The organism is Cupriavidus alkaliphilus (assembly GCF_900094595.1).
Classification (GTDB): Bacteria; Pseudomonadota; Gammaproteobacteria; order Burkholderiales; family Burkholderiaceae; genus Cupriavidus; species Cupriavidus alkaliphilus.
Window position 1 is genome coordinate 537,584 of record NZ_FMAD01000001.1, and the last position, 26,701, is coordinate 564,284.

Consider the following 26,701-nt stretch of genomic DNA (forward strand, 5'->3'; position numbering starts at 1 on the left):
CGGGCTGGGGTGCGTACGACGCAAAAGGCCGCATCATACGCGATTCAACGCCGGCAATTCAAAGCCGGCGCCTCAGCGCTTGCGGTATTCCTTCAGGTAGAAGCGCAGCAGCGCCGAGGCCAGCAGGGTGCCGAGGAAGGCCGCCGCCACCAGCAGCGCCTGGCCCGGCGGGGTATCGATCTGGCCGGCCAGGCCGAGGCGGAACAGCCAGGTGCCGACCATCATCGCCAGGAACGGCATCAGCAGTGCGCCGCGCCCGTAGGTGCGCACTGCCCACAGCGGGAAGCGGCGCAGGAAGTCGCCCGGAATGCTGCAGGCCAGGCAGGCTCCGGCAGCCGCCAGCGCGGCGGCCACGATGTCGCCGGAATGAATCTCGAACATGGTCTCTGTCTCGCGTCGCCGCACACGCGCACGAAGCGTGGCAGGGATTTTGCAAAGCGCTGATTCTACAAGAGAAATTTGTGGCGCAGGTGACGAGTAGGGTAAGCGCGGGGTCAGCGCGGAAGGCTTGCCGCAGGCGATGCCTCGACCGCCACTTGCAGCGTCACGATGTCGCCGACCTCGGGCAGGAAGCGGGTCATGCCGAAGGCACTGCGCGGCACTTCGGCGCGGAAGTCGCCGCCGCAGACCTGCCGTCGCACGCCGAACAGCGTGACCTCGCCGCAGCGGAAGCGCTCCGCCAGCAGGCGCACGGGCCGGGTCACCCCATGCAGCGTCAGTTCGCCTTCCACGGCAGTGAGGTGGCCGGCTTCAGACAGGAACCGGTCGGCGCGCAGCCGCGCCACCGGGTGCTCGGCAATATCGAAGAATTGCGCCGAGCGCAGCACGCCGTCCAGCGTGCGGTTGCCGGTATCGACCGAGCCCAGGTCCACGGTCACGTCGATTGCGCCGGCGCCGCTGTCCGCGTCATAGACCAGGCGGCCGTCGATCTTGCCGAAGCGCCCGCGCACCGAACTGCGTTCGAAATGGCTGGCCGAGAAATAGACGGTGGTATGGGCCGGATCCAGGGTGTACTCGACCGGCGCCGCGTGGGCGGCAGGGATGCCGAGGGCGGCCATCAGTACCAGCGCGCGCAGGGCCATGGGCATCAGTGGACAAAGACCGGCAGCAGGAAGATCCCCACCACCGTCAGGTAGCCGATGGTCCAGCACAGCGTGCGCAGGGTGGCGCGGTCGGTGATGTAGCACAGGGTGTAGAGCACGCGCACCGCGATAAAGGCCATCGCCAGTTCGTCGACGCGGGCCTGCGGTGCCTGCAGGTAGGTGGCGCTCAGTACCGCCGCGGCAAAGAAGGGGAAGGCCTCGAAATGGTTGCGATGCGCCAGGTCGGCGCGGCGTGCGCGGCCGGATTGCCGTTCCAGCCAGCCGCGCGGGTCATGGTTGTCATAGCCCGGCGCGCTGGCCTTGGCGATGGCCACCGTCGCCAGCGGCAGGACGCCGGCCAGCAGCACGCACCAGAAAGCGATCGGCATAGTCATCCTTTCGGTTGCAGTGCCGGCGCCAGCCGCAATCGGCGGCGCGCCGGCCGGTCCGCGCGCTCAGGCGGAGACCACGCGGATCTCGATGCCCGCCAGGCCCACCACCTGCCCGGCGCGGATCTTCGCAGTCTTGCGCGATTCGGGCGCGCCGTCCACCGAGACCTCGCCGGCCGCGACCAGCGCCTTGCCGGCGCCGCCGCTGTCGCACACGCCCGCCAGCTTGAGCAGGTCATTGAGGGCGATGAACTCGCCCTCGAGCGGGAAGGTGATGGTCTGCACCGTTGCCTTGCCAGGTTTGGCCATCACTTGCCCCAGCTGTCTTTGAGGCCGACGATGCGGTTGAACACCGGCTTGCCCGGCGTCGAATCGCTGCGGTCGGCGACAAAGTAGCCGTGGCGCTCGAACTGGAAGCGGTCTTCGGGCTGCGCCTCGCGCAGGCCCGGCTCCAGGTAGGCGGTGATCACCTGCTTGGAATCCGGGTTGAGCGCATCGAGGAAGTTCTTCCCGCCGGCATCCGGATTGGGATCGTTGAACAGGCGGTCGTACAGGCGCACCTCGGCTTCATACGCATGCGCGGCGCTGACCCAGTGGATCACGCCCTTGACCTTGACGCTGTCGGCGCCCGGCGTGCCGCTCTTGGTGTCGGGCAGGTAGCTGGCATGCACGGCGACCACGTTGCCGTCGGCATCCTTGTCCACGCCGGTGCACTCGATGACGTAACCGTACTTCAGGCGCACCTTGTTGCCGGGGAACAGGCGGAAGTAGCCCTTGGGCGGGGTCTCGTTGAAGTCCTCGCGCTCGATCCACAGCTCGCGCGACAGCGGGAACACCCGCTTGCCCAGTTCCGGCTTCTTGGGGTGGACCGGCGCCGAGCATTCCTCGCTCTGGCCTTCGGGATAGTTGTCGATGATCAGCCTGAGCGGGTCCAGCACCGCCACGCCGCGGGCGGCGCGGCCGTCGAGGTCGTCGCGCACCGAGCCTTCGAGGGTGCTCATGTCGATCCAGCTGTCGGCCTTGGCCACGCCGACGCGGTCGCAGAACAGCTGGATCGATTCCGGCGTGTAGCCGCGGCGGCGCACGCCCACCAGCGTCGGCATGCGCGGATCGTCCCAGCCGTCGACGCGCTGTTCGTCGACCAGCTGCTTGAGCTTGCGCTTGCTGGTGATGGCGTAGGTCAGGTTCAGCCGCGCGAACTCATACTGGTGCGGCAGCGGGTCGCGGAACACGCCGCTGTCGCGCAGGTGCTCCAGCACCCAGTCGTACAGCGGGCGGTTGTTCTCGAACTCCAGCGTGCACAGGGAGTGGGTGATGTTCTCCAGCGCGTCCGAGATGCAGTGCGTGAAGTCGTACATCGGGTAGATGCACCACTTGTCGCCGGTGCGGTGGTGATGCGCGTGGCGGATGCGGTAGAGCACCGGGTCGCGCATGACGATGTTGGGCGCGGCCATGTCGATCTTCGCGCGCAGCACGTGCTCGCCGTCGGCGTACTTGCCGGCGCGCATGTCGCGGAACAGCTGCAGGTTTTCCTCGACGCTGCGGTCGCGGAAGGGCGAGGGCTTGCCCGGCTCGGAGAAATTGCCGCGGCTGGCGGCGATCTGCTCGGCCGACTGGCTGTCGACGTAGGCGGCGCCGCGCTCGATCAGCGTTTCGGCAAAGGCGTAGAGCTGGTCGAAGTAGTCGCTGGCGTAGTAGAGGTGCGGCTGCGCGGCGCCGTCCTTGCCGGTGCTGTCCCAGGAGAAGCCGAGCCAGTGCACGGCGTCGATGATGGAGTCGACGTATTCGGTGTCTTCCTTGACCGGATTGGTGTCGTCGAAGCGCAGGTGGCAGCGGCCGCCGTAGTCGCGCGCCAGCCCGAAGTTCAGGCAGATGCTCTTGGCATGGCCGATATGCAGGTAGCCGTTGGGCTCCGGCGGGAAGCGGGTGATGACGGTCGGCAGCGGCTCGCCTTGCTTGTCCTGGCGGCCGGCATAGGTGCCGGCGGCGAGGTCCTGGTCGATGATGCTGCGCAGGAAGTTGGAGGCGGCTGGGGTGCTGTCGGTAGGCTTGTTGTCGTGGCTCATGATGGCGCCGGTTGGCCGGCCGCAAGCGCCTGCAAGGCGTGGGGGCCGGGTCGTCGGATTGCGTGGCGGAATGCCAATAGCGGGATTTTACCGTGCCGGCGGCGCCGCACGCCGTGAGCATCGGCTCATTTGTGGTCCGGTTCGTTGCCGGCACAAGTTGCCCGCACCGAAAGTGACGTGTCGGAGTAGCATGGAGACCCGTGCCGGCCGGCCACGGCCGACAGTCATCCATCGCAGCAGGAATGCCCATGAACGCCCCCACCGCTGCGGCACAAGTGCCGCCCATGCCCCTCGATGTCGTCGGCGCGCTGTGGCGCGATGCCGGCCTGCCTGACGCGGCACTGGCCCGGCTGCGCCTGGATGGCGCCGAGCCGGTGCTGCCTTCGAGCTTTGCCGTGGGCACCGCGGCGCAGGCCAGCCTGGCCGCGTCGGCGCTGGCCGCCGCCACGCTGTGGCAAGGCCGCAGCGGCCGCTGGCAGGAGGTCAGCGTCGACATGCGCCATGCCATCACCGAGTTCCGCAGCGAGCGCTACCTGCGCGTCGATGGCGGCCCGGCGCCGGAGCTGTGGGACAAGATCGCCGGCATCTACCGTTGCGGCGACGGCCGCTGGGTCCGCCTGCACACCAATTTCCCGCATCACCGCGACGGCGTGCTGCGGCTGCTGGGCTGCGCCTACGACAAGGCCGCGGTACAGGCGGCGCTGGAGAAATGGGAGGCCGAGGCGTTCGAAACGGCCGCATCCGACGCCGGCCTCGTGGTGGCCGCGCTGCGCAGCTTCGATGAATGGGACCGCCATCCGCAGGCGGCGGCGCTGCGCGGCCTGCCGCCGCTGACGCTGGAGCGGATCGGCGACGCCCCGCCGCAGCCGCTGCCGGCGCCGGTGTCGGCGCGGGTGTCGGCGGGCGAGCAGCCGCTGTCGGGCGTGCGCGTGCTCGACTTCACCCGCATCATCGCCGGCCCGGTGGCGGGCCGCACGCTGGCCGCGCATGGCGCCGACGTGCTGCTGGTGACCGCGCCGCACCTGCCGTCGATCGCACCGCTGGTGATCGACACCGGCCGCGGCAAGCGCAGCTGCCAGCTGGATCTGCGCGATGCCGACGACAAGCGCACGCTGCACAAGCTGCTGCACGGCGCCGACGTGCTGGTGCAAGGCTACCGGCCCGGCGGCCTGGCTGAACTGGGCGCGGGCCCGGAGGCCGCGGCGCGCGCCCGTCCGGGCATCGTCTATGTGTCGCTGAGCGCGTATGGCCACGTCGGGCCGTGGGCGCACAAGCGCGGCTTCGATTCGCTGGTGCAGACCGCCACCGGTTTCAACCACGCCGAGGCGGAAGCCGGCGGCAGCAAGGACGGCATCAATATGCCGCGCCCGTTGCCGGCCCAGGTGCTGGACCACGCCGCGGGCTACCTGCTGGCATTCGGCGCGATGGCCGCGCTGCACCGGCGCGCGGTGGAGGGGGGCAGCTGGCATGTGCGCGTGTCGCTGGCGCAGGTGGGGCAGTGGCTGCGCGGACTGGGGCGCGTGGCCGACGGGCTCAAGGCGCCCGAGCAGAAGATCGACGACGTGGCCGATTTGCTCGAGGCGGTGCCATCCGGCTTCGGCATGCTGACGGTGGTGCGCCACGCCGCGCAGCTGTCCGAGACGCCGGCGCGCTGGACGCTCCCGTCCGAGCCGCTCGGCACGCACGCGCCGGAGTGGCTGCCGCGCTAGTAGAGCGTGGTGCGCTGCCGCTCGGGCAGGTCGCGGTCATAGGCGGCGCCGTCGATGGCGTTGCCGCTCAGCGTGGCCAGGATTTCGCCGTTGCTGGGCAGGGACTGGCGCGCGACCTGCGACTGCGCGGCCCACAGGCGCGAGCGGATCAGCGCGCGGGCGCACTGGAAGAACACCGCCTGCACCGTGATCACCAGCACCGTGGTCGGGGCCTTGCCGTCGACCACGCAGCGCGCGATCAGCGCCGGATCGACGCTGATCTGCGCGGTGCCGTTGACGCGGATGGTCTCGTTGATGCCGGGGATCACGAACAGCAGGCCCACGCGCGGATCGGCAACGATATTGCGCAGGCTGTCGATGCGGTTGTTGCCGCGCCGGTCTGGCAGCAGCAGCGTGCGCGGGTCCAGCACCTGGACGAAGCCGGGGGCGTCGCCGCGCGGCGAGCATTCGGCCCAGTCCTGCCCGACCGTCGACAGCAGGCAGAACGGCGCCGCTTCGATAAAGGCCTGGTAGTGCGGGTGCAGGTAATCGACTTGCTTGGATAGCGAGGGCGCCGCCGGTTGCGCGTAGAGCGCTTCCAGTTCGGCCAGCGTGGTGATGGCGTGCGGGGTCATGGCAGGCTGGGCGTGGGTGGGGCGTAGGTGGGGCGAAAGCGTCAATGTAACGCACAAGCGCGGCGCGCAGGCCTTACACGGTCACGGTGCCCCGGCCGATCTCCAGCACGCGCCCGCCCACGCGGATCGCGCCCTCGGCATCGACGGCCAGGCGCAGCCGGCAGGGGCGGCCCACGGCCTCGCCCTGGTCGATCGCACAGGCAGCCGGCAGCGCATGGCCGGTGGCCAGCAGCCAGCCGCCCAGGTTGGCACAGGCCGAGCCCGTGCCGGGATCCTCGGCCACGCCGCCGCCCTGCTTGGTGAAGAAGTAGCGCGACAGCACGCGCCCGGGCTGTTCGGGGTCGAAAGCAAAGACGTAGGCGGTCTTGCGGCCCAGGCTGCTCTGCGGCCAGATGCCGAGCCGCGCGCTGTCCGGATTGGCGCGGCGCACGGCGTCGACGCTGCGCACCGGCACCAGCAGCTGGTCGGCGCCGGTATCGACCCACATGGGCGGCATCAGTAGGTCTTGTTCCCGCAGGCCGAGCAGGCTCGCCATGTCGGCGTCGGGCAGCCCGGCCGGCGCGGTCTTCGGCTTGCCGCGGTGGGGCGCGGTGAAAGTCCAGGCATCTGCCTGCGCGGTCACGGGCACCACGCCCGCGGCGAACTCCAGCGTCAGCGCATCGCCGGTGCGGGCGAGGTCGCGCACCACGTGCGCGGTGCCCAGCGTCGGATGGCCGGCGAAGCGCATCTCATAGCCGGTGGTGAAGATGCGCACTCGTGCGCTGGCCTGTTCCGACGGCAGGATAAAGGTGGTTTCCGACAGGTTGAACTGCAGCGCCAGCGCCTGCATGGTGGCGTCGTCCATGCCGCGCGCGTCCTCGAACACGCACAGGGGATTGCCGCCGAAGGTGGATTCGGCAAAGACGTTGAGCAGGCGGAAGGCGTAGGTGGTCATGGCGTGGGGGCTCCCGGGATTCTTCCGTCACAGTGTACGGAGACCGGGCCGGCGGGCCATGGACAATTGGTGGGTTTGCGAGCGGGCCAGTTGGACCGGCGCTGTTCTCGCGATGCCGTTCGCAGCAAGCGCCACTCGCCCGCTTGCGGGAGAGGGGCGGGGGAGAGGGCCGGCGCTGGCCGAAGCCAACATGCTGGAAAAAACCATTGGCCCGGTTTTGTCTGGTTCCTGGCCAAACCACCCCTCACCCCGGCCCTCTCCCCGTGAGGGGAGAGGGAGTAAACAAATGGTGGTTCGGGGCGGCGTTGGTGCTCCCGAATCTGGTGCTCAGAACCCCACCGCCTGCCCGTCGCGCCGGCTGTCGCTGGCCGCGACGTAGCCGTGTTCGGCGTCGTCCGACAGGCGCCAGATGAATTGCCCGGAGCCGAAGTCCATGTACGGATCGTCCACCGACTTGAGCTGGTGGCCGCGCGCCTTCAGGCCCTCGACCGTGGCCGGGTCCATGGTGCCTTCGACGTCCAGCGTGAAGTCGCGGTTGACCTTCCAGCGCGGCGCGCAGCAGGCCGCCTGCGGCTGCTGGTTGTAGTCAAGCATGCGCACCACGGTCTGCACGTGGCCCTGCGGCTGCATGTCGCCGCCCATCACGCCGAAGCTCATCACCGGCTGGCCGTTCTTTGTCAGGAAGGCCGGTATGATGGTGTGGAACGGACGCTTGCCGCCCGCGACCACATTGGCAGATTTCGGATCCATCGAGAAGCCGACGCCGCGGTTCTGCAGGCTGATGCCGGTGCCCGGCACCACCACGCCCGAGCCGAAGCCCATGTAGTTCGACTGGATGAACGAGATCATCATGCCGTTCTCGTCCGCCGCGGTCAGGTAGATGGTGCCGCCGACCTTGGGCATGCCGAAGTTGAAATGGGTGGCGCGCTGCATGTCGATCAGCCTGGCGCGCGACTTCAGGTAGGCGTCGTCCAGCATCTGCTCGGGCGTGACTTCCATGCTGCGCGGATCGGCCACGTACTGGTACAGGTCGGCGAAGGCCAGCTTCATGGCCTCGATCTGCAGGTGCTGCGAATCGACCGAATCCACCGGGATCGAGGACAGGTCGAACTGGTCGAGGATGCCCAGCGCGATCAGCGCGGCGATGCCCTGGCCATTGGGCGGGATCTCGTGCAGCTCGTAGCCGCGATAGGACTTGCTGATCGGCTTGACCCAGTCGGGCTGGTAGTTGCGCAGGTCGTCGAGCGTCATGGCGCCGCCGCACTGCTTGCTGAAGGCGGCGATCTTCTCGGCGATCTCGCCTTCGTAGTAGGCGCGGCCGCGGGTCGCGCCGATCTGGCGCAGGGTCTCGGCGGCGGCCTTCATGGTGAACTTCTCGCCCACCGCCGGGGCGCGGCCGTTGGGCATGAAGGTGTCGGCGTAGCCGGGCTGGTCCTTCAGCTCCGGCACCGCGGCGGCCCACTTGTGCGCCACCACCGGCGGCACGGCGTAGCCGCGCTCGGCGATCTCGATCGCCGGCTCCATCAGGTCGGCGAACGGCAGCTTGCCGAAACGCTCGTGGAGCGCGGCCCAGCCGGCGACCATGCCGGGGACGGTGACCGAGTCCCAGCCGCGGATCGGCCGTTTGGCGAGGCCGGCGGCGTCGGTGCCGTACCTGGCCTTGAAGTATTCCGGGCTCCATGCCGCCGGGGCCACGCCCGACGAGTTCAGGCCGTGCAGCGACTTGCCGTCCCACAGGATGGCGAAGGCGTCGCTGCCCAGGCCGCACGACACCGGCTCGACGATGGTGATGGCGGCGGCCGCGGCGATGGCGGCATCGACGGCATTGCCGCCCTTGAGCAGCATGCGCAGGCCGGCCTGCGCGGCCAGCGGGTGCGAGGTCGAGACCACGTTGCGCGCAAACAGCGGGATGCGCACGGACGGGTAGGGGTTGGTCCAGTTGAAGTTCTGCATGGGTAAGTCCTTTGTGCTCGGTGCGCCCGGGGGGCGCTCGGTGGCGTACTTATTCTGCCGTGATCTTGCGATCCCTGATCAGCTTGCCCCAGCGCGCGCTGTCCTGCTTCACCATGGCCGCGAACTGGGCGGGCGTGCCACCAACCGGTTCGGCGCCCAGCTTGGCCAGACGTTCCTTCACCTCGGGCGACTGGATGGCCTTGTTGAACTCGGCATTGAGGCGGTTGACGATATCGGCCGGCATGCCCTTGGGGCCATAGATGCCGAACCAGGTATCGGAGACGAAGCCCGGCAGGCCCGATTCGCTGGCAGTGGGGATTTCCGGCGCCAGCGGCGAGCGCCTGGCGCTGGTCACCGCCAGCGCCTTGAGCTTGCCGTCCTTCACATGCGGCAGGCCCGACACGATGCTGTCGAACAGCACCTGCACCTTGCCGGAGATCAGGTCAGGCACCGCCAGCGCGGTGCCGCGGTAAGGGATGTGGGTGATGAACACGCCCGCTTGCGTCTTGAACGCCTCGGTGGTCAGGTGCACCACGGTGCCGTTGCCGCTGGAGGCGTAGTTCAGCTCGCCGGGATGCTTCTTGGCGTAGTCGACCAATTCGCGCACGTTCTTCACCGGCAGGCTGTTGGGCACCACCAGCACGTTGGTGGCGATCGCCACCTGGCCCACCGGCGTGAAGTCGGTCTCGGTCTGGTACGGCAAGCGGGGATTGATATGCGGTCCGATCGAATGCGTGCTGGTGGTGGCGATCAGCAGCGTATAGCCGTCGGGCGCGGCCTTGGCAGCCATGTCGGAGCCGATCGCGCCGCCGGCGCCGGGACGGTTGTCGACCACGATCTGCTGGCCCATGTTGCTGCCCACCTTCTGCGCGATGGCGCGGGCCAGCAGGTCGGTCGCGCCGCTGGCGGGGAAGGGCACGAGCAGCCGGATCGGCTTGCTCGGGTAGGTGTCGGCCAAGGCAGGGGTGGCGGCCAGGCACAGGCCGATGCCGAGGCCGGTGCCGAGGCGGCGCAGCCAGGATGTCATGGGTGTCTCCGAGAATCAGGCGCAGGGCGGATTGATGATCGGCCTTCATTATTCCGTGCCGCCGGTCACAAAGAAAGCTAATATTTCTTTCCGATGTCGCAAGAATTTTTTAAGTATGGAACGCCCTGGCGACAGGGGCGTTTTTTGCCTGGTGTGCATCATGAGCACTGTCCGTTTCCTTCGCACCTTCGTCGCCGTGGCCGATCACGGGTCGTTCGCCGCCGCCGCGGCGCAGGTGGCGCTGACCCAGGCGGCGGTCAGCCTGCAGATGCGCGCGCTGGAGACCGAGCTGCGCCGCGAGCTGTTCGACCGCAACGGCCGGGTGGCGGTGCTCAATGCGGATGGCCGTGCGCTGCTGCCGCAGGCGCGCAAGCTGCTGGCGCTGTATGACGAGATGCGGCTGCCGCTGGCGTCGGCCGAAGCCATGGCGGGCGCGGTCGCGGTGGGCGCGGTGGTGTCGGTGATGGGCGGCCTGTCGCACGCGGTGGCGCGCATGAAGCGCACCTATCCGGCCCTCGACGTGCGCCTGGTCGGCGCCAAGTCGATCGAGCTGGCGGCGCAGGTGGAGGCCGGCGAACTCGACGCCGCCATCCTGGTGGAAGGCGCCGCGCGCGTGCCCGGCACGCTGCGCTGGACGCCGCTGTACCAGGAGCCGCTGGTGGCCATCGCCGCGCGCGGCAGCCCGGGCCGCGACGCGCGCGAGGCGCTGGCGGCCAACCCCTACCTGCGCTTTGACCGCAGCCAGCGCACCGGCGTGCTGGTGGAGCGCGCGCTGCGCCGCGCCCACCTGAAGGTCAATGAGTTCCTGGAGCTGAACGCGATCGAGGCGCTGGTCGAACTGGTGCGGCAGGAGGTGGGGGTGACCGTGGTGCCGCTGCTGCGGCGGGCGCGCTGGCGCGACGACGACGCCTTGCGCGTGCTGCCGCTGCTGGTCAACGGCGAGCCGGTGATGCGCCAGATCGGCATGCTGGAGCGGCGCGACCACGGCCGCGGACAGGTCACGGCGGCGGTGCGCGCGGCCTGCAGCGAACTGTTCGGCGCCTAGCGGCGACGGGCGGCGGACGAAAAAAAGGGCACCTCGCGGTGCCCTTCAGCGTTGTTGCCGCCGGCGCCAGGCCGGCGATGTTCCCTGCTTATTCTTCCTGGAATGCTTCTTCGCGCTTGGCCTTGATCGACGGCAGCGCCACGATCACGACCAGCACCGCGGCGGCGATCAGCAGGCCCAGCGACAGCGGGCGCGTCACGAACACGCTGAAGTCACCACGCGACAGCAGCAGCGAGCGGCGGAAGTTTTCTTCCATCATCGGCCCCAGCACGAAGCCGAGCAGCAGCGGTGCCGGTTCGCAGCGCAGCTTGATGAACAGGTAGCCCACCACGCCGAAGGCGGCGGTCTGGAACACGTCGAAGGTGGTGTTCTGGACCGAGTACACGCCGATGCAGCAGAACGTCAGGATGGCCGGATACAGGTAGCGGTAAGGCACCTTCAGCAGCTTCACCCAGATGCCGATCAGCGGCAGGTTCAGCACGATCAGCATCAGGTTGCCGATCCACATCGAGGCGATCAGGCCCCAGAACAGCGCCGGGTTGCTGGTCATCACCTGCGGGCCGGGCTGGATGTTGTGGATGGTCATCGCACCCACCATCAGCGCCATCACCGCGTTGGGCGGAATGCCCAGCGTCAGCAGCGGGATGAACGAGGTCTGCGAGGCCGCGTTGTTGGCCGATTCCGGACCCGCCACGCCTTCGATCGCGCCCTTGCCGAATTCCTGCGGGTGCTTGGAAGTCTTCTTCTCCAGCGAGTACGCCGCGAACGAGGCCAGCGAGGCGCCGCCGCCCGGCAGGATGCCCAGCGCCGAGCCCAGCGCGGTGCCGCGCAGCACGGCCGGGATCATGCGCTTGAAGTCGTCCTTGGTCGGGAACAGGTTGGTGATGTGGTCGGTGAAGGTCTCGCGGTGCTCCTTCTGCTCCAGGTTGGCGATGATCTCAGCGAAGCCGAAGATACCCATTGCCACCGAGACGAAGTTCAGGCCGTCGGTCAGTTCCGGCACGTCGAACGAGAAGCGCGCGGCGCCCGAGTTGACGTCGGTGCCGACCAGGCCCAGCAGCAGGCCCAGCACGATCATGGCGATGGCCTTGACCAGCGAACCCGATGCCAGCACCACGGCGCCGATCAGGCCCAGCACCATCAGCGAGAAGTACTCGGCCGGGCCGAACTTGAACGCCAGTTCCGACAGCGGCGCGGCAAACGCGGCCAGGATCATGGTGGCGACGCAGCCGGCGAAGAACGAGCCCAGGCCCGCCGTTGCCAGCGCCACCCCCGCTCGCCCTCGCCTGGCCATCTGGTAGCCATCGATGGTGGTCACCACCGACGACGATTCACCGGGCAGGTTCACCAGGATGGCGGTGGTCGAGCCGCCGTACTGGGCGCCGTAGTAGATGCCGGCCAGCATGATCAGCGCGGCCACCGGCGGCAGCGTGTAGGTCACCGGCAGCAGCATGGCGATGGTGGCCAGCGGCCCCAGGCCCGGCAGCACGCCGATCAGGGTGCCCAGCACGCAGCCCAGGAAGGCGTACGCGAGGTTCTGGAAGGTCAGGGCGGTGGAGAAGCCCAGACTCAGGTTGGTGAGTAGTTCCATGTTGGCGGCCTCCTTAGCTTGCCAGGAAAGCCGGCCACACCGGCATCTGCAGGTTGATGCCGTACACGAACGCGCCCAGGCTGATCAGCACCAGGATGACCGCGTTCAGGATGGCGCCCTTCCAGCTGAACTCGTGGCTGGCCATCGACGACACCAGCACCAGCACCAGCACCGACAGCACCATGCCCAGCGGCTTCAGCAGCAGCCCGAACAGCACCACCGAACCGAGAATCCACAACAGCGTCTTGATGTCCCAGCGGGCCAGGCTGTCTTCTTCCGTTTTGGACGACAGCGAGCCGAACAGCACCAGCGCGCCCAGCAGGGCGAGCACGATGCCGAGCCAGAACGGGAAGTATCCCGGTCCCATTTTTGCGGCGGTTCCCATGGAATAACCGCGCGCGACCCAGGAAAAGCCGAATCCGACCAGGATGAACATCAGGCCGGAGGCAAAGTCCTTTTGGCTACGTATGCGCAAAGTGAATCTCCTCGATAAGACTGCTTGAAATCAGCGGCGGGCCTCTTCGCTGGCTTTGTTGCGTTGCATCAATACAGCGAAATCCGGAGGCCTTCCGGCGGGCAGGGTGGAAGGTAAGGGGGCGACCTTTCAGCTACCTTTCAGATGTCTGCAAATGGGGTCATGGTTCGGGTATCCCCTAGTGAGAGCGCGCTTAAAAGTGCCGCCGAGCCAGGCTGCAGGCGGGTTGGCGGGTGGCAGCCCGGGCTGCTGCGCTATCATCCGGAACGGTCTTGCGCGCCGTGGTGGCTCACCGCGGCGGAAGGGTTCTGAAAGGTTCGGAAAGGTTCTGAAAGGTCCTGAAAGCTTCCGCAGGCGAATCCCAGGCAACACAAGGAGCGTTTTGGAAAGCATCGACCATGTCATCCTGCTCGGCGCCGTCGTGATGTCGCTGGGCATCGTGCTGGGCGCGTTCTCGGCGCGCTTCGGCGTGCCGTTCCTGCTGGTATTCCTGGCGGTGGGCATGCTGGCCGGGGTCGACGGCCCCGGCGGCATCCGCTTCTCGGATACCTGGCTCAGCTTCCTGGTGGGCAACCTGGCGCTGGCCGTCATCCTGCTCGACGGCGGGCTGCGCACCCGCCTTGCCACCTTCCGCGTGGCGCTCAGGCCGTCGCTGTCGCTGGCCACGGTAGGAGTGCTGGTGACGGCCGCGCTGGTGGGGATCTTCGCCGCCTGGCTGCTCGGCATCGACTGGCGCCTGGGGCTGCTGCTGGGGGCCATCGTCGGCTCGACCGATGCCGCCGCGGTGTTCTCGACGCTCAACAGCAGCGGCATCCGGCTCAAGGAGCGGGTCGCGAGCGTGCTGGAGATCGAGTCCGGCATCAACGACCCGATGGCGATCTTCCTGACGCTGACGCTGATCGAATGGCTGACCGCGCCCGAGGGCCTGACGCCGCTGGGGCTGCTGCTGCGCCTGATGGTGCAACTCGGCGTGGGCGGCGTGCTGGGGCTTGGGCTCGGCTATTGCCTGGCCAATGTGCTGGAGCGCACGCGCGTGGCCGAAGGGCTGCAGTCGATCCTGCTGTGCTCGGGCGGCGCGATGGTCTTCGCCATCGTGCAGACCGTGGGCGGCAGCGGCTTCCTGGCGGTGTACCTGACCGGCATGCTGATCGGCAATCGCGAGCGCGCCGTCACCGCCGACACCATGCGCGCCATGGACGGCATGGCGTGGCTGGCGCAGTCAGCCATGTTTCTGCTGCTGGGGCTGCTGGTGTCGCCGCACCGGATCTGGGAGGTCGCCGGCCCAGCGGTGGCGGTGGCGGCCTTCCTGATGCTGGTGGCGCGGCCGGTGGCGGTATGGCTGGCGCTGCTGCCGTTCCGCTTCAATGCGCGCGAGACCGGCTTTATCGCCTGGATGGGCCTGCGCGGGGCGGTGCCGATCGTGCTGGCGTTGTTCCCGCTGCTGCGCGAGGTGCCGCAGTCGGGGCTGCTGTTCCGCATTGCCTTTGCGGTGGTGCTGGCCAGCCTGCTGTTCCAGGGCACCACCGTGTCGGTGGCGGCCCGGCTGGCGCGCGTGCTGCGCCCCGGCTACCCCGAGCCGCTGGCGCGCTCGCGCCTGCGCGGCACGCGCGCGCCGATCCTGGAAGTGATGCAGTTCGAGGTCGGCCCCAACGCGCCGGTCGAGAACGTGCGTGCCGACCAGCTGGAGCTGCCGCCGCGCTGCCGGCTGATGACGGTGGCGCGCGACGACGCACTGGCCGACCCGGCCCAGACGGTATTGCGCGCAGGCGATGCAGTCTGCGTGCTGGGCCCGACCGTCTCGTTGCCGCTGCTGTCGGCGCTGTTCCAGACGCCGGGCCGGGCACCCACCTGGGAACAGGTCTCGCACGATTTCCTGCTGTCGGGCGACGCACCGCTGCGCGACGTGGCGGCGCTCTACGGCACGCGGGAACTGACGCCGGACGAAGATCCGCTGACGCTGGAAAGCGCGATGCAGCGCACGTTCACGTCGCCGCCGGTGGAGGGCGACAGCGTCGAGATCGCCGGGCTGCCGCTGACGATCACGCGGATGGAGGGCGCGCAGATCGTGCAGGTGGGTTTGCTGCTGCCGCGGCTGGAGGGGGGGGCGGGCGGGAAGTCGTGGGGGCGAAGGAAAAGGGCAGACGGGCGCGTGCGTGCCGGATAGCGCTGGTGTTCTCCCTTTCCCTGTTTGGGGTCAGTCGACCTTCGCCCCCGACACCTTCACGATCTGCGCATACTTCTTCAGTTCCTTCTGGATCAGCGCCGCGAACTGCTCCGGCGTGGTCGGTGCCGGCTGGGCGCCGATGCGGGCCAGGCGCGCCTTCATGTCGTCGGTCTTCAGGATCGCCACGATCTCGTGGTTCAGCTTCTCCACGATTTCACGCGGCGTGTTGGCCGGCGCGAACACGCCGAACCATGTCGAGATGTCGAAGCCTTCCAGCCCCAGCCCCTTGCCGGCCTCGGCAATGGTCGGCAGATCCGGGAAGGACGGGGCGCGGCCGGCGGTGGTGACGGCGAAGGCCTTGAGCTTGCCCGCCTTGATGTTGGCCGAGGCCGAGGCCAGGTTGTCGAAGATCAGGTCGGTCTGGCCCGACAGCACCGACAACTGCGCCGGCGACGCGCCGTTGTACGGGATATGGACCATGCTGAGCTTGGCCATGCTCTTGAACAGCTCGCCCGACAGGTGGCCGGCGCTGCCGTTGCCGCCCGAGGCGTAATCCAGCTTGCCGGGGTTCTTGCGCGCATACGCTACCAGGTCGCGCACGTTGTTGATATGCAGCTCGGCGGCCTTGCCCGGGTGCATCACCAGCACGTTGGGCACGTCTGCAACCAGCGTGACCGGCGCGAAGTCCTTCACGGGGTCATACGGCATCTTGCTGAACAGCGTCGGGTTGATCGCGTGCGTGGCGACCGCGCCCATCACGATGGTGTAGCCGTCGGCGGGCTGCTTCGCGACGTAGTCCGCGCCCAGGTTGCCGCCGGCGCCGGGCTTGTTTTCCACGATCACGGGCTGGCCCAGGCTGTCGCGCAGCTTGTCGCCGATGGCGCGCGCCACGGTGTCGAGCGGGCCGCCGGCCGGGTAGGGCACCACGAAGCGGACCGGCTTGGTCGGGTAGGCATTGGTGGCGGCAACGGCGGCAGCCGGCATCAGGGCCGCGGTCAGCGCGGCGGCAAGCAGTTTCTTCAGCATGTTGCGGAGTGCAGGAGGATAGGAATGGTCAGCGGGCCCCGATGCCGCGCGCCATCATCACGGCGCACAGCGGCAGCAGGATCACCAGGTGCGATTCGATCATGACCCAGCGCCGTGCCGCCTTGATCTCGGACGGCGGCGGCACGTAATCGGGCAGCCTGCGCGCCTGCTTGCGCCAGCGCGCGATGGCGAAGGTCGGCGGCAGCGAGGACAGCGCGATCAGCACGAACACGCCCATCTTGGCGTGGAACCACGGGTTGTGCAGGTAGAAGTCGACACCCTTGGCGCCGTAGAACAGGCGCAGCAGGCCGGTCGCCAGCGCCAGCATCGCCGACAGGAAATAGAACAGGTCGTACAGCGACAGGCGCCGCACGGTGGCCGGGGTCAGGTCGGGGCGCAGCGCCACGGCCTCGGCGGCCATCAGCGTGATCAGGACGAAGATCGCCAGGAAATGCAGGAAGGCGAGGATGGCGTCGGTCAGCATGGGTTCTCCTTCGCTTTTGCGCGGGCGCGCGCAAAGTGGCGGGCCCGGGGAAAGTACTTCAGTGGGGGACTGAACTTCCGGAAAGCACCCGCGGCCGGCTGGCCCGCCGCGGGCAGGAGGAGAATCTTACAGCACACCTTTTGCACGAAGTGCGGCGATCTGCGCCGCGCTGTAGCCCAGGGTCTCGGCCAGCACCGTGTCGGTATGCTCGCCCAGCAGCGGCGGGTGGCGCAGCGCCTGCGGCGGCGTCGCGCTCATCTTGATCGGGCTGCCGACCAGCTTGACCTCGCCCGCGCTCGGGTGTGGCAGGTCCACGCGCAGGCCGCGCGCCTTGACCTGGTCGTCCTCGAACACGTCGTCGAGCGTGTTGATCGGGCCGCACGGCACGCCCGCGGCTTCCAGGTCGCGGATCCATTGCGCGCGGGTGCGCGGGCGCACCATCTCGGCCAGGATCGGCACCAGCACGTCGCGGTTGGCCACGCGCTGCGGGTTGGTGGCAAAGCGCGGGTCGTCGGCCAGCCCGGGCATGCCGCCGTCGGTGACGAACTTGCGGAACTGCCCGTCGTTGCCCACCGCGACGATGATCCAGCCGTCGGCGGCCTGGAAGGTCTGGTAGGGCACGATGTTGGGGTGCGCGTTGCCCCAGCGGCGCGGCGCCTGGCCGCTGGCCAGGTAGTTGGTGTTCATGTTGGCCAGCATCGCCACCTGCACGTCGAGCAGCGCCATGTCGATGTACTGGCCCTCGCCGGTGCGGTCGCGGTGCGCCAGCGCCGCCAGCACGGCGATGGTGGCGTACTGGCCGGTCATCAGATCGGAAATCGCTACGCCGGCCTTCTGCGGGCCGCCGCCGGGCAGGTCGTCGCGCTCGCCGGTCAGGCTCATGAAGCCGCCCATGCCCTGGATGATGAAGTCGTAGCCCGGGCGCGCGGCGTACGGGCCGGTCTGGCCGAAGCCGGTGACCGAGCAGTAGATCAGGTCGGGCTTGACCTGCCTGAGCGAGTCGTAGTCCAGGCCATATTTCTTCAGCTGGCCGACCTTGTAGTTCTCCAGCACCACGTCGCTCTGCGCGGCCAGGTCGCGCACGATCTGCTGGCCTTCGGGGGTGCTGATGTCGCACGTCACCGAGCGCTTGTTGCGGTTGGCGGCCAGGTAGTAGGCGGCCTCGGCGGTGTCGCGGCCGTCTTCGTCCTTGAGCCAGGGCGGGCCCCAGGTGCGGGTGTCGTCGCCGGCGCCGGGGCGCTCGATCTTGATCACGTCGGCGCCGAAGTCGGCAAGGTTCTGGGCGCACCACGGCCCGGCGAGGACGCGGGTCAGGTCGAGGACGCGGAGATGGCTTAAGGCTCCCATGGCGGTATTCGAGACAAAGGTAAGGCGGGGATCGGATCGGAATGCGGGTCGGCGGCACGCCCCGGAAACGGGGCGGCGCGGGTTGGCTGCACTGTACCACCGGCAATCCGCGGGCGCCGCTATAAGTGCTTCGTGAGGCTCTCGCAGCGATGGGATTCAGGGCGATAGCCGGCCGCTTCCCGGGCGCCGTGGCTGACCTGCCCGACGGCCTGCCTTGCCCGTATAATCAACGGTTTGCAAATCCCATACTGATTCGTCGCGCCCGGCCACGCCAGGGCAAGCGTCCGCCATCCCATGAAAGTCTCAGACATTCGCAGCAAGTTCCTGCAGTTCTTCGAATCGAAGGGCCATACCGTGGTCCGCTCGTCCAGCCTGGTGCCGGCGAACGACCCGACGCTGCTGTTCACCAACTCCGGCATGGTGCAGTTCAAGGACGTGTTCCTGGGCACCGACAAGCGCCCGTACACCCGCGCGACCTCGTCGCAGCGTTCGGTGCGCGCCGGCGGCAAGCACAACGACCTCGAGAACGTGGGCTACACCGCGCGCCACCACACGTTCTTCGAGATGCTGGGCAACTTCTCGTTTGGCGACTACTTCAAGCGCGAAGCCATCCAGTACGCGTGGGAACTGCTGACCAAGACTTACCAGCTGCCCGCCGAGAAGCTGTGGGTGACGGTCTATGCGGAAGACGACGAGGCCTACGATATCTGGGCCAAGGAAGTCGGCGTGCCGGCCGAGCGCATCGTGCGCATCGGCGACAACAAGGGCGCGCGCTACGCCTCGGACAACTTCTGGCAGATGGCCGACACCGGCCCGTGCGGCCCGTGCTCGGAAATCTTCTATGACCATGGCCCGGACGTGTGGGGCGGCCCGCCGGGATCGCCCGAGGAAGACGGCGACCGCTACATCGAGGTGTGGAACCTGGTGTTCATGCAGTTCAACCGCGACGAGCAGGGCAACATGACGCCGCTGCCCAAGCCGTGCGTCGACACCGGCATGGGCCTGGAGCGCATTGCCGCGGTGCTGCAGCATGTGCACAGCAATTACGAGATCGACCTGTTCCAGGCGCTGATCAAGGCCGCCGCGCGCGAGACCCATATCGACAACCTGAACCAGAACTCGCTGAAGGTCATCGCCGACCATATCCGCGCGTGCGCGTTCCTGATCGTCGATGGCGTGATCCCGGGCAACGAAGGCCGCGGCTACGTGCTGCGCCGGATCATCCGCCGCGCCATCCGCCACGGCTACAAGCTGGGCCAGAAGACCCCGTTCTTCCACAAGCTGGTGCCGGACCTGGTCGAGCAGATGGGCCAGGCCTACCCGGAGCTGGCCGAGGCGCAGTCGCGCGTGACCGAAGTGCTGAAGGCCGAGGAAGAGCGCTTCTTCGAGACCATCGAGAACGGCATGGCCATCCTCGACGCCGCGCTCGCCGACCTGAAGCTCAAGGGCGGCAAGACGCTGGACGGCGAACTTGCCTTCAAGCTGCACGACACCTTCGGCTTCCCGCTGGACCTGACCCAGGACGTGTGCCGCGAGCAGGAAATCGGCGTGGACGAAGCCGCCTTCGACGCCGCCATGAACCGCCAGCGCGAGCAGGCGCGCGCCGCCGGCAAGTTCAAGATGGCCGCCGGCCTGGAGTACACCGGCGACAAGACCGTGTTCCACGGCTACGAGAAGCTGGAGCTGCCGCAGGCCAGGGTCACGGCGCTGTATGTGGATGGCGCATCGGTCGACACCATGCAGCCGGGCCAGACCGGCGTGGTGGTGCTCGACAACACGCCGTTCTACGCCGAGTCCGGCGGCCAGGCCGGCGACCAGGGCGTGCTGCAGGCCGCGAATGGCAATGGTGCCGTGTTCGCCGTGGCCGACACCACCAAGGTCCAGGCCGACGTGTTCGGCCACCAGGGCACGCTGCAGGGTGGCACGCTCAAGGTCGGCGACGCCGTGTCGGCGCAGGTCGACGCGCTGCGCCGTGCGCGCACGGTGCGCAACCACTCGGCCACGCACCTGATGCACAAGGCCCTGCGCGAAGTGCTGGGCGGCCACGTGCAGCAGAAGGGCTCGCTGGTGGATGCGGACAAGACCCGCTTCGACTTCTCGCACAACGCCGCGCTGACCGACGCGCAGATTCGCCAGGTCGAAGAGATCGTCAACGCCGAGATCCTGCGCAATGAGGACACGCACGCCGAGATCATGCCGTTCGACGACGCGGTCAAGAGCGGCGCGATGGCGCTGTTCGGCGAGAAGTACGCCGACGACGTGCGCGTGCTGTCGATCGGCACCTCGAAGGAACTGTGCGGTGGCACCCACGTGCACCGCACCGGCGATATCGGCCTGTTCAAGATCGTGATGGAAGGCGGCGTCGCCGCCGGCATCCGCCGCGTCGAGGCCATCACCGGCGACAACGCGCTGCACTACCTGCAAGGCCTGGACGCCAGGCTGAACGAAGCCGCCGCCGTGCTGAAGGCGCAGCCGTCCGAACTGGTGCCGCGCATCGGCCAGGTGCAGGACCAGGTGCGCGCGCTGGAGAAGGAGCTGGAGCGCCTGAAGAGCAAGCTGGCCGCCTCGCAGGGCGACGAGCTGGCGGCGCAGGCGGTCGACGTGAAGGGCCTGAAGGTGCTGGCTGCGCAGCTGGACGGCGCCGACGTGAAGACCCTGCGCGAGACCATGGACAAGCTCAAGGACAAGCTGCAGAGCGCCGCCATCGTGCTGGGCGCGGTCGCCGACGGCAAGGTCAGCCTGATCGCCGGCGTCACCGCCGATGCGACCGGCAAGGTCAAGGCCGGCGAACTGGTCAACTTTGTCGCCCAGCAGGTGGGCGGCAAGGGCGGCGGCCGTCCCGACATGGCGCAGGCCGGCGGCACCGAGCCGGCCAAGCTGCCGCAGGCGCTGGCCGGCGTCACCGAGTGGGTGGCGGCGAAGGTCTGATCGCCTGCGCGTTGCGCAAGCCAGCAGAGAAGGGGCGCCGGTGGCGCCCCTTCTGCTTTCCTACTTCTCGGTGTTTTCCGTGGCGCCGCGCAGTGTCGTCAGCAAATCGATCGGCAGCGGAAACACGATGGTCGAACTCCTGTCCCCCGCGATCTGCGTCAGCGTCTGCATGTAGCGCAGCTGCATAGCCTGCGGCTGCCGCGCCAGCATCTGCGCGGCTTCCAGCAGCTTCTCCGAGGCCTGCAGTTCGCCTTCGGCATGGATCACCTTGGCGCGCCGCTCGCGCTCGGCCTCTGCCTGGCGGGCGATGGCGCGGACCATGGTCTCGTTCAGGTCGACGTGCTTGATTTCGACGTTCGAGACCTTGATGCCCCAACCGTCGGTCTGCGCGTCCAGCACCTGCTGGATGTCGAGGTTGAGCTTCTCGCGCTCGGCCAGCATCTCGTCGAGCTCGTGCTTGCCCAGCACCGAGCGCAGCGTGGTCTGCGCCAGCTGGCTGGTGGCTTCGAGGAAGTTCGCCACCTGGATGATGGCCAGTTCGGGATCGACCACGCGGAAGTACACCACCGCATTGACCTTGACCGAGACATTGTCGCGCGAGATCACGTCCTGCGGCGGCACGTCCATCACCACCGTGCGCAGGTCGACCCGGACCATCTGCTGCACCGCCGGGATCAGCAGGACCAGCCCGGGGCCCTTGACCTTCCAGAAGCGCCCGAGCATGAACACCACGCCGCGTTCGTATTCGCGCAGCACGCGGAACGAGGTGATCACCAGCAGTGCCAGCAGGAAGATCACACCGCCGAAGCTGAATCCGTAGGCCATGGTCAGGCTCCCTTGTCAGGGGTCGGTTGGGAAGAGGAGGCCGGTGCGCTGCTGGCGGCGGTCACTTCGAGCACCAGGCCACTGCGTCCCGTGACCAGCACCGGCGTGCCGCGCGCCAGCGGCGTGGCGCTGCGCACGCGCCAGGTCTCGCCGCGCACGCTGGCCCAGCCTTCCTCGCGCAGGTCGTCGAGCAGCTCGCCGCGGCTGCCCACCAGCGTGTCGGCGCCGCTGACCACCGGGCGCTTGCGCGAGCGCATCAGCATGGCCGACATGCCGAACACGAACACCGCCGACAGCGCCGACATCGCCGCCACCATCGGCAGCGGCACGCCAAAGCCCGGCACGTCGGTGTCGATCAGCATCACCGCGCCGAAGGCGAAAGCGATGATGCCGCCGACGCCCAGCGCGCCGAAGGTGGGCAGGAACAGCTCCGCCACCATGCAGCCGATGCCCAGCGCCACCAGCGCCAGCCCGGCGTAGTTGACCGGCAGCATGTGCAGCGCGAACAGTGCCAGCAGCAGGCAGATCGCGCCGACGATGCCGGGGACCACCATGCCCGGCGTGGAGAACTCGAAGATCAGCGCGTAGATGCCGATCATCATCAGCAACAGCGCCACGCTGGGCTCGGTGATCACGGCCAGGAAGCGGTTGCGCCAGTCCGGCTCCAGCGTCACCGAAGGCGCGTTGCGCGTCTGCAGCGTGCTGGCCTTGCCGCCGGCGGTGGTCAGCTTGCGCCCGTCGAGCTGGCGCAGCAGCGCGGGCAGGTCGGCCGCGACCACATCGATCACGCGCTGCGCCAGCGCCTCGTCGGCCGACAGGCTGACCGATTCGCGCACCGCGCGCTCGGCCCATTCGGCGTTGCGCCCGCGCAGCTGCGCCAGGCCGCGGATATAGGCCGAGGCGTCGTGCAGCTGCTTGCGCGCCATGGCGTCGCCTGTCGCGGGCGCGCTGGCAGGGGCCGAAGCGGGGCTTGCGCCAGGCAAGGACTCCGGCTTCTGCGGCCCGCCGATGCCGACCTGCACCGGCGTCGCCGCGCCCAGGTTGGTGCCTGGGGCCATCGCCGCCAGATGGCTGGCATAGAGGATGTAGGTGCCCGCGCTGGCCGCGCGCGCGCCGCCGGGAGAGACATAGCTGGCCACCGGCACCGGCGAGGCCAGGATCGCCTGGATGATGTCGCGCATCGACGCATCCAGCCCGCCGGGCGTGTCCATTTCCAGTACCACCAGTTGCGCGCCGGCCTCGCGGGCGCGCGCCATGCCGCGCAGGATAAAGCTGGCGCTGGCCGGGCTGACCGCGCCTTTCAGGGGGATCACGTACACCGGCGCGGTGGCCGTGGCCGTGCCCGCCGGCGGAGCCGCGGCGCCGCTGCCGCCGAAGGCAAGCGCGCAGCACGCCAGCGCCAGGCTGGACAGCAGCCGGAAGGCCCGCAGCAATGCGGTGGCAGGGTTCATGGCAGGGGCGGGGCACGCGAAGTGCCGTGGTGGCGCCACTTCAAGTGTAGGCCACCGGGCACATCTTGCACGCGGCCCCGCAGGCCCGAAAGCTCAGGCCGCCGCGAGTTCAGGCCCGGCCGAGCCGGGCGGTGCGGGCGTAAGTTCGGGCAGGGCCTCGACCAGCGCATGCAGCGCGGCGCTGGCCATCGACGGCTGCCACGCCAGCAGCGTGCGCACCCGGCCCGCCGCCCCCAGGCTGTGCTGCTGGATGGCGGGCAGGTCGCGGTACAGGCCCAGCACGGAGCGCGGCACGATCGCCGCGCCGATGCCGGCCGCGACGCAGGCGACGATGGCATGGTAGGAACTGAGCTGCAGCACCCGCGGCGTCGGCGCCGTGCCGCTCCCGTACCAGGTCTCGAGCCGCGCCCGGTAGTTGCAGCCCGGCTCGAACGCCAGCAGTGTCGGCACCTCCAGGTCGGCCGCGCCGCGCACCGGGCGATGGTGCTCGCGCGTGATCACCACCAGCTCTTCCTCGAACACCGGCACCGCGCGCAGTGCCGGGTCGGCCAGCGGCTCGGCGACGAAGGCGCAGTCGACCTCGAAGCGCGCCAGCGCATCGAACGCCTGCCGCGTCGCCAGCGTCACCAGTTCCAGCTGCACCTCGGGCCAGGCCTGGTGATACACCGCCAGCACCTGAGGCAGGCGGCTCGCGGCGGTGCTTTCCATCGAGGCAATGCGCAGCCGGCCATGCGGGCGCGCCGGCAACACCGCGTGGCGCGCCTCTTCGGTCAGCGTCAGGATGCGGCAGGCGTAATCGAACAGGGTCTGGCCCGACGGCGTCAGCACCATGCGCCGGCCGACGCGCACAAACAGCTCGACGCCCAGCGACTGCTCCAGCTGGCGGATGCGGGTGGTGACATTGGACTGCACCCGGTGCAGCCGCTCGGCCGCGCGGGTGACGCCGCCGGCCTCGACGACGGCGCGGAAGATCTCTAGCGCGGCAAGGTCCATGGCCGGGCTCCACAGTTATCCATCAGATTTCAGAATGGCTGGCATCTTGAGAATTCATGTTTCAAGATGATGATGCCAGCGTAGCATACAGGGATCGCAATGCAACCGCTGTCCCCGCAGCCACTCTCATGCCGCGCCCCCAGAGCCTTGAGCCACAACACCCTGCTGCGCGCGTGGCCGCCGCCGCGCCAGCGCGCCGCGAGGCCGGCCCGTTCGCGGTGGCGCTGGCCGGCCTGGTATCGCTGGCGGTGGTGATGGGCATCGGCCGCTTCGCCTTCACGCCGCTGCTGCCGATGATGCTGCATGACGGCACCGTCACGCTGCAGCAGGGCGGCTGGCTTGCAACCGTGAACTACATCGGCTATTTCCTCGGCGCCGCGGCGTGCATGTTTGTCCGGCCCGATCCGGTCCGCATGGTGCGCTGGGGCCTGGTGGCCACGGTGCTGCTGACGCTGGGCATGGCCTTGCCGGGCGGCATGCCGGCGTGGTCGCTGTGGCGTACCGCCGCGGGCGTGGCCAGCGCCGTGGCGATGGTCTACACCGCCGCCTGGTGCCTGCAGCGGCTGGCCGAGCTGGGCAGGCCCGAGCTGGCCGGCCTGATCTTCTGCGGCCCCGGCCTGGGCATCGTGGTCACCGGGCTGGGCGCGTCCGCCATGGTCAGCGCGGGCTGGCATGCCGACCATGGCTGGCTCGCCTTCACCGTGCTGGCGGTGATGCTGGTGGCGGCGGTCTGGCGGATTTTTGTCGCGCCGGCCGCGGCGGCGGCAGCGGTGCCGTCCGCGGGCGCCGCCGAGACCGATACCGGCATCGATACCGGCACGGCGCGGCTCGACGCCCAGACCTGGATGCTGACGCTGGCCTACGGCCTGGCCGGCTTCGGCTACATCATCACCGCGACCTTCCTGCCCGTGATCGCGCGGGAAGCGCTGCCCGGCACGGTGTGGGCCGACCTGTTCTGGCCGATCTTCGGCGCGGGCGTGGCGGTGGGCGCTTTCCTGGCGACGCGCGTCGGCATGGGGCACGACAACCGCAAGCTGCTGACGCTGCTGTATGGCATGCAGGCGCTGGGCGTGGCGATCGCGGTGGTGTTGCCCAGCGTGGCCGGATTTGCCCTCAGCAGCTTGCTGGCGGGCCTGCCCTTCACCGCGCTGGTGGCGTTTGCGATGCGCGAGGCGCGGCGGCTGTGGGGGCCGCACGCACCACGGCTGATGGGCCTGATGACCGCGTCCTACGGCCTGGGCCAGATCGCCGGCCCGCCGCTGGCGACCGCGCTGGTGGCACGCACCGGTGGCTTTGCCGCTTCCCTGGCGTGCGCCGCGGCGGCGCTGGCGCTGGGCGCGCTGGTGTTTGCCTGGATGCGGCGCATGTGGCCGCTGCCGGCCGCCGGGACCAGCCTGAGCCCGGGCGCCAAGGTGCGCTAAAGTAGCGTCTTTGTCGTCCGGCGCGCCGCGCGAAGGGCTGCGGCCGGGTCTGCCGGCATCGCGGTCAGCGGCGCGGCACAGAAGGCCGGGGCCGTACCCGGCACGCCAGACCGGGCGGCGCAGGAGCGACCCCATGTCTTTTGCCTTGCAGCCCGCGCGCGCCGCGGGCGCTTCCCATCCCGTCTCAGCCGAAGAGAAGCGCGTGCGCGTGGACCTGGCCGCCGCGTACCGGCTGGCCGCGCGCGAGGGCTGGGACGACCTGATCTACACCCATATCTCGGCCACCGTGCCAGGCGAGCCGGATCACTTCCTGATCAACCCGTTCGGCTTTGCCTTCGACGAGATCCGCGCCAGTGACCTGGTCAAGATCAACGGCCGCGGCGAGGTCGTCGGCGACACCGTGCATCCGGTCAACGTGACCGGCTTCGCGCTGCACGCAGCGGTGCATGCCGCGCGCGCCGACGCGATGTGCGTGATGCACCTGCATAACACCGCCGGCATCGCGGTGTCGGCGCAGGCGGCGGGGCTGCTGCCGCTGTCGCAGCATGCCATGCGTTTCCATGGCCGCATCGCCTACCACGACTACGAGGGCCTGGCCTTCACCCCGGCCGAGGGCGCGCGGCTGACCGCATCGCTGGGCCCGCATCCGGCCATGCTGTTGCGCAACCACGGCACGCTGACGGTGGGCCGCACCGTGGCCGAGGCCTATGTGCTGATGGCAACGCTGATCAAGGCCTGCGAAGTCCAGATCGCGGCGCAGGCGGGCGGGGCGCTGGTGCAGCCCGGCGCCGCCGTGGCGGACAAGACCTCCGCGCAGCTCTATGACGATGGCGCGGTCGAGGGCGTGCTGGAATGGCCCGCGCTGCTGCGCAAACTGGATAGAATCGATCCTTCCTACCGGGGCTGAAGGCAAGGACTATTCCGCCCGGACCACAACAATCAATCAAGCACAGGAGCAATGTATGCCGACTTTCCACGTCGAAATGTTTGAAGGCCGCACCATCGAGCAGAAGCGCAAGTTTGTCGAGGAAGTGACCCGCGTCAGCTGCGAAACGCTGGGCTGCTCGCCGTCGGCGGTCGACATCATCATCACCGATATCAAGCGCGAGAACTGGGCCACCGGCGGCGAGCTGTGGGCCGACAAGAAGTAAGGCGCCAGGCCCCTACACACTGAACA

General features: G+C 68.9%; 24 protein-coding genes. 7 read left to right on the plus strand and 17 right to left on the minus strand.

Going from position 1 to position 26,701, the window contains the following annotated elements; translation table 11 throughout:
• Window positions 1-72: 72 nt before the first annotated feature.
• The 5 genes from GA0116996_RS02505 to GA0116996_RS02525 form a co-directional block, all read right to left on the minus strand.
• Window positions 73-381: a hypothetical protein gene (locus GA0116996_RS02505; RefSeq protein WP_092306981.1), complete on the minus strand. Its 309-nt coding sequence runs from the start codon at window positions 379-381 to the stop codon at window positions 73-75.
• Window positions 382-494: 113 nt separating this feature from the next.
• The gene (locus GA0116996_RS02510) at window positions 495-1,082 is read right to left on the minus strand and encodes a YceI family protein (protein ID WP_092307354.1); all 588 of its coding nucleotides are present in this window, start codon (window positions 1,080-1,082) and stop codon (window positions 495-497) included.
• A 5-nt stretch (window positions 1,083-1,087) separates the two neighbouring features.
• Entirely contained in the window at window positions 1,088-1,471 is a 384-nt protein-coding gene (locus GA0116996_RS02515; RefSeq protein WP_092306983.1) for an MAPEG family protein, read from the minus strand.
• Window positions 1,472-1,537: 66 nt separating this feature from the next.
• Window positions 1,538-1,780: an RNA-binding S4 domain-containing protein gene (locus GA0116996_RS02520; RefSeq protein WP_092306985.1), complete on the minus strand. Its 243-nt coding sequence runs from the start codon at window positions 1,778-1,780 to the stop codon at window positions 1,538-1,540.
• Entirely contained in the window at window positions 1,780-3,537 is a 1,758-nt protein-coding gene (locus GA0116996_RS02525; protein WP_092306987.1) for a glutamine--tRNA ligase/YqeY domain fusion protein, read from the minus strand. Before GA0116996_RS02525 ends, GA0116996_RS02520 begins: the two co-directional genes overlap by 1 nt.
• Before the next feature lie 248 nt (window positions 3,538-3,785).
• Here GA0116996_RS02525 and GA0116996_RS02530 point away from each other — a divergent pair, with 248 nt between their 5' ends.
• Window positions 3,786-5,246 carry a CoA transferase gene (locus GA0116996_RS02530; protein WP_092306989.1) on the plus strand — a complete coding sequence of 487 codons (1,461 nt, stop codon included), beginning with the start codon at window positions 3,786-3,788 and terminating at the stop codon, window positions 5,244-5,246.
• Here the strand turns inward: GA0116996_RS02530 and GA0116996_RS02535 are convergent.
• The 4 genes from GA0116996_RS02535 to GA0116996_RS02550 form a co-directional block, all read right to left on the minus strand.
• Entirely contained in the window at window positions 5,243-5,860 is a 618-nt protein-coding gene (locus tag GA0116996_RS02535) for a pyridoxamine 5'-phosphate oxidase family protein (protein WP_092306991.1), read from the minus strand. The genes GA0116996_RS02530 and GA0116996_RS02535 overlap by 4 nt on opposite strands.
• Window positions 5,861-5,933: 73 nt before the next feature.
• On the minus strand, window positions 5,934-6,794 hold the full coding sequence (locus GA0116996_RS02540; protein ID WP_092306993.1) for a PhzF family phenazine biosynthesis protein: 861 nt from the start codon (window positions 6,792-6,794) through the stop codon (window positions 5,934-5,936).
• Between the two features lie 327 nt (window positions 6,795-7,121).
• Window positions 7,122-8,747 carry a gamma-glutamyltransferase gene (gene ggt / locus GA0116996_RS02545; RefSeq protein ID WP_092306995.1) on the minus strand — a complete coding sequence of 542 codons (1,626 nt, stop codon included), beginning with the start codon at window positions 8,745-8,747 and terminating at the stop codon, window positions 7,122-7,124.
• A 49-nt stretch (window positions 8,748-8,796) separates the two neighbouring features.
• Window positions 8,797-9,774 carry a Bug family tripartite tricarboxylate transporter substrate binding protein gene (locus GA0116996_RS02550; protein WP_092306997.1) on the minus strand — a complete coding sequence of 326 codons (978 nt, stop codon included), beginning with the start codon at window positions 9,772-9,774 and terminating at the stop codon, window positions 8,797-8,799.
• Window positions 9,775-9,934: 160 nt separating this feature from the next.
• On the opposite strand from GA0116996_RS02550, the gene GA0116996_RS02555 reads away from it, so the two are divergent.
• On the plus strand, window positions 9,935-10,819 hold the full coding sequence (locus tag GA0116996_RS02555; RefSeq protein ID WP_092306999.1) for a LysR substrate-binding domain-containing protein: 885 nt from the start codon (window positions 9,935-9,937) through the stop codon (window positions 10,817-10,819).
• An 88-nt stretch (window positions 10,820-10,907) separates the two neighbouring features.
• On the opposite strand, the gene GA0116996_RS02560 is transcribed toward GA0116996_RS02555, so the two are convergent.
• Both GA0116996_RS02560 and GA0116996_RS02565 read right to left on the minus strand, forming a co-directional pair.
• Window positions 10,908-12,410 (minus strand): tripartite tricarboxylate transporter permease, encoded by a 1,503-nt coding sequence (locus GA0116996_RS02560; RefSeq protein ID WP_062801350.1) that lies wholly within the window; start codon window positions 12,408-12,410, stop codon window positions 10,908-10,910.
• Window positions 12,411-12,423: 13 nt separating this feature from the next.
• Window positions 12,424-12,885: a tripartite tricarboxylate transporter TctB family protein gene (locus GA0116996_RS02565; protein WP_092307001.1), complete on the minus strand. Its 462-nt coding sequence runs from the start codon at window positions 12,883-12,885 to the stop codon at window positions 12,424-12,426.
• Between the two features lie 382 nt (window positions 12,886-13,267).
• On the opposite strand from GA0116996_RS02565, the gene GA0116996_RS02570 reads away from it, so the two are divergent.
• The gene (locus tag GA0116996_RS02570) at window positions 13,268-15,049 is read left to right on the plus strand and encodes a potassium/proton antiporter (protein ID WP_092307003.1); all 1,782 of its coding nucleotides are present in this window, start codon (window positions 13,268-13,270) and stop codon (window positions 15,047-15,049) included.
• 30 nt (window positions 15,050-15,079) lie between these two features.
• Here GA0116996_RS02570 and GA0116996_RS02575 read toward each other — a convergent pair whose 3' ends face one another.
• From GA0116996_RS02575 to GA0116996_RS02585, 3 genes are all read right to left on the minus strand, one after another.
• Window positions 15,080-16,075 carry a Bug family tripartite tricarboxylate transporter substrate binding protein gene (locus GA0116996_RS02575; RefSeq protein WP_092307005.1) on the minus strand — a complete coding sequence of 332 codons (996 nt, stop codon included), beginning with the start codon at window positions 16,073-16,075 and terminating at the stop codon, window positions 15,080-15,082.
• A gap of 28 nt (window positions 16,076-16,103) precedes the next feature.
• A complete protein-coding gene (locus GA0116996_RS02580) occupies window positions 16,104-16,559 on the minus strand; it encodes a DUF2214 family protein (protein WP_092307007.1) in 456 nt (151 codons plus the stop codon).
• 126 nt (window positions 16,560-16,685) lie between these two features.
• Window positions 16,686-17,906 (minus strand): CaiB/BaiF CoA transferase family protein, encoded by a 1,221-nt coding sequence (locus GA0116996_RS02585; RefSeq protein WP_092307008.1) that lies wholly within the window; start codon window positions 17,904-17,906, stop codon window positions 16,686-16,688.
• 294 nt (window positions 17,907-18,200) lie between these two features.
• On the opposite strand from GA0116996_RS02585, the gene alaS reads away from it, so the two are divergent.
• Entirely contained in the window at window positions 18,201-20,834 is a 2,634-nt protein-coding gene (gene alaS, locus GA0116996_RS02590; protein WP_092307010.1) for an alanine--tRNA ligase, read from the plus strand.
• A gap of 60 nt (window positions 20,835-20,894) precedes the next feature.
• Here alaS and GA0116996_RS02595 read toward each other — a convergent pair whose 3' ends face one another.
• The 3 genes from GA0116996_RS02595 to GA0116996_RS02605 all read right to left on the minus strand — a co-directional run bounded on the left by GA0116996_RS02595 (window position 20,895) and on the right by GA0116996_RS02605 (window position 24,103).
• Complete coding sequence (locus GA0116996_RS02595; RefSeq protein ID WP_092307012.1) at window positions 20,895-21,659, minus strand: slipin family protein; 765 nt, start codon at window positions 21,657-21,659, stop codon at window positions 20,895-20,897.
• 2 nt (window positions 21,660-21,661) lie between these two features.
• The gene (locus GA0116996_RS02600; RefSeq protein WP_092307015.1) at window positions 21,662-23,110 is read right to left on the minus strand and encodes an NfeD family protein; all 1,449 of its coding nucleotides are present in this window, start codon (window positions 23,108-23,110) and stop codon (window positions 21,662-21,664) included.
• Between the two features lie 93 nt (window positions 23,111-23,203).
• On the minus strand, window positions 23,204-24,103 hold the full coding sequence (locus GA0116996_RS02605) for a LysR substrate-binding domain-containing protein (protein WP_092307017.1): 900 nt from the start codon (window positions 24,101-24,103) through the stop codon (window positions 23,204-23,206).
• A gap of 128 nt (window positions 24,104-24,231) precedes the next feature.
• Here GA0116996_RS02605 and GA0116996_RS02610 point away from each other — a divergent pair, with 128 nt between their 5' ends.
• The 3 genes from GA0116996_RS02610 (at window position 24,232) to GA0116996_RS28405 (ending at window position 26,675) form a co-directional block, all read left to right on the plus strand.
• Window positions 24,232-25,524, plus strand: a complete 1,293-nt coding sequence (locus tag GA0116996_RS02610) for a YbfB/YjiJ family MFS transporter (protein ID WP_092307019.1) — start codon at window positions 24,232-24,234, stop codon at window positions 25,522-25,524.
• Window positions 25,525-25,657: 133 nt separating this feature from the next.
• On the plus strand, window positions 25,658-26,431 hold the full coding sequence (locus GA0116996_RS02615) for a class II aldolase/adducin family protein (protein WP_092307021.1): 774 nt from the start codon (window positions 25,658-25,660) through the stop codon (window positions 26,429-26,431).
• 55 nt (window positions 26,432-26,486) lie between these two features.
• Entirely contained in the window at window positions 26,487-26,675 is a 189-nt protein-coding gene (locus GA0116996_RS28405) for a 4-oxalocrotonate tautomerase (protein ID WP_012353493.1), read from the plus strand.
• The last annotated feature ends 26 nt before the right edge of the window (window positions 26,676-26,701 follow it).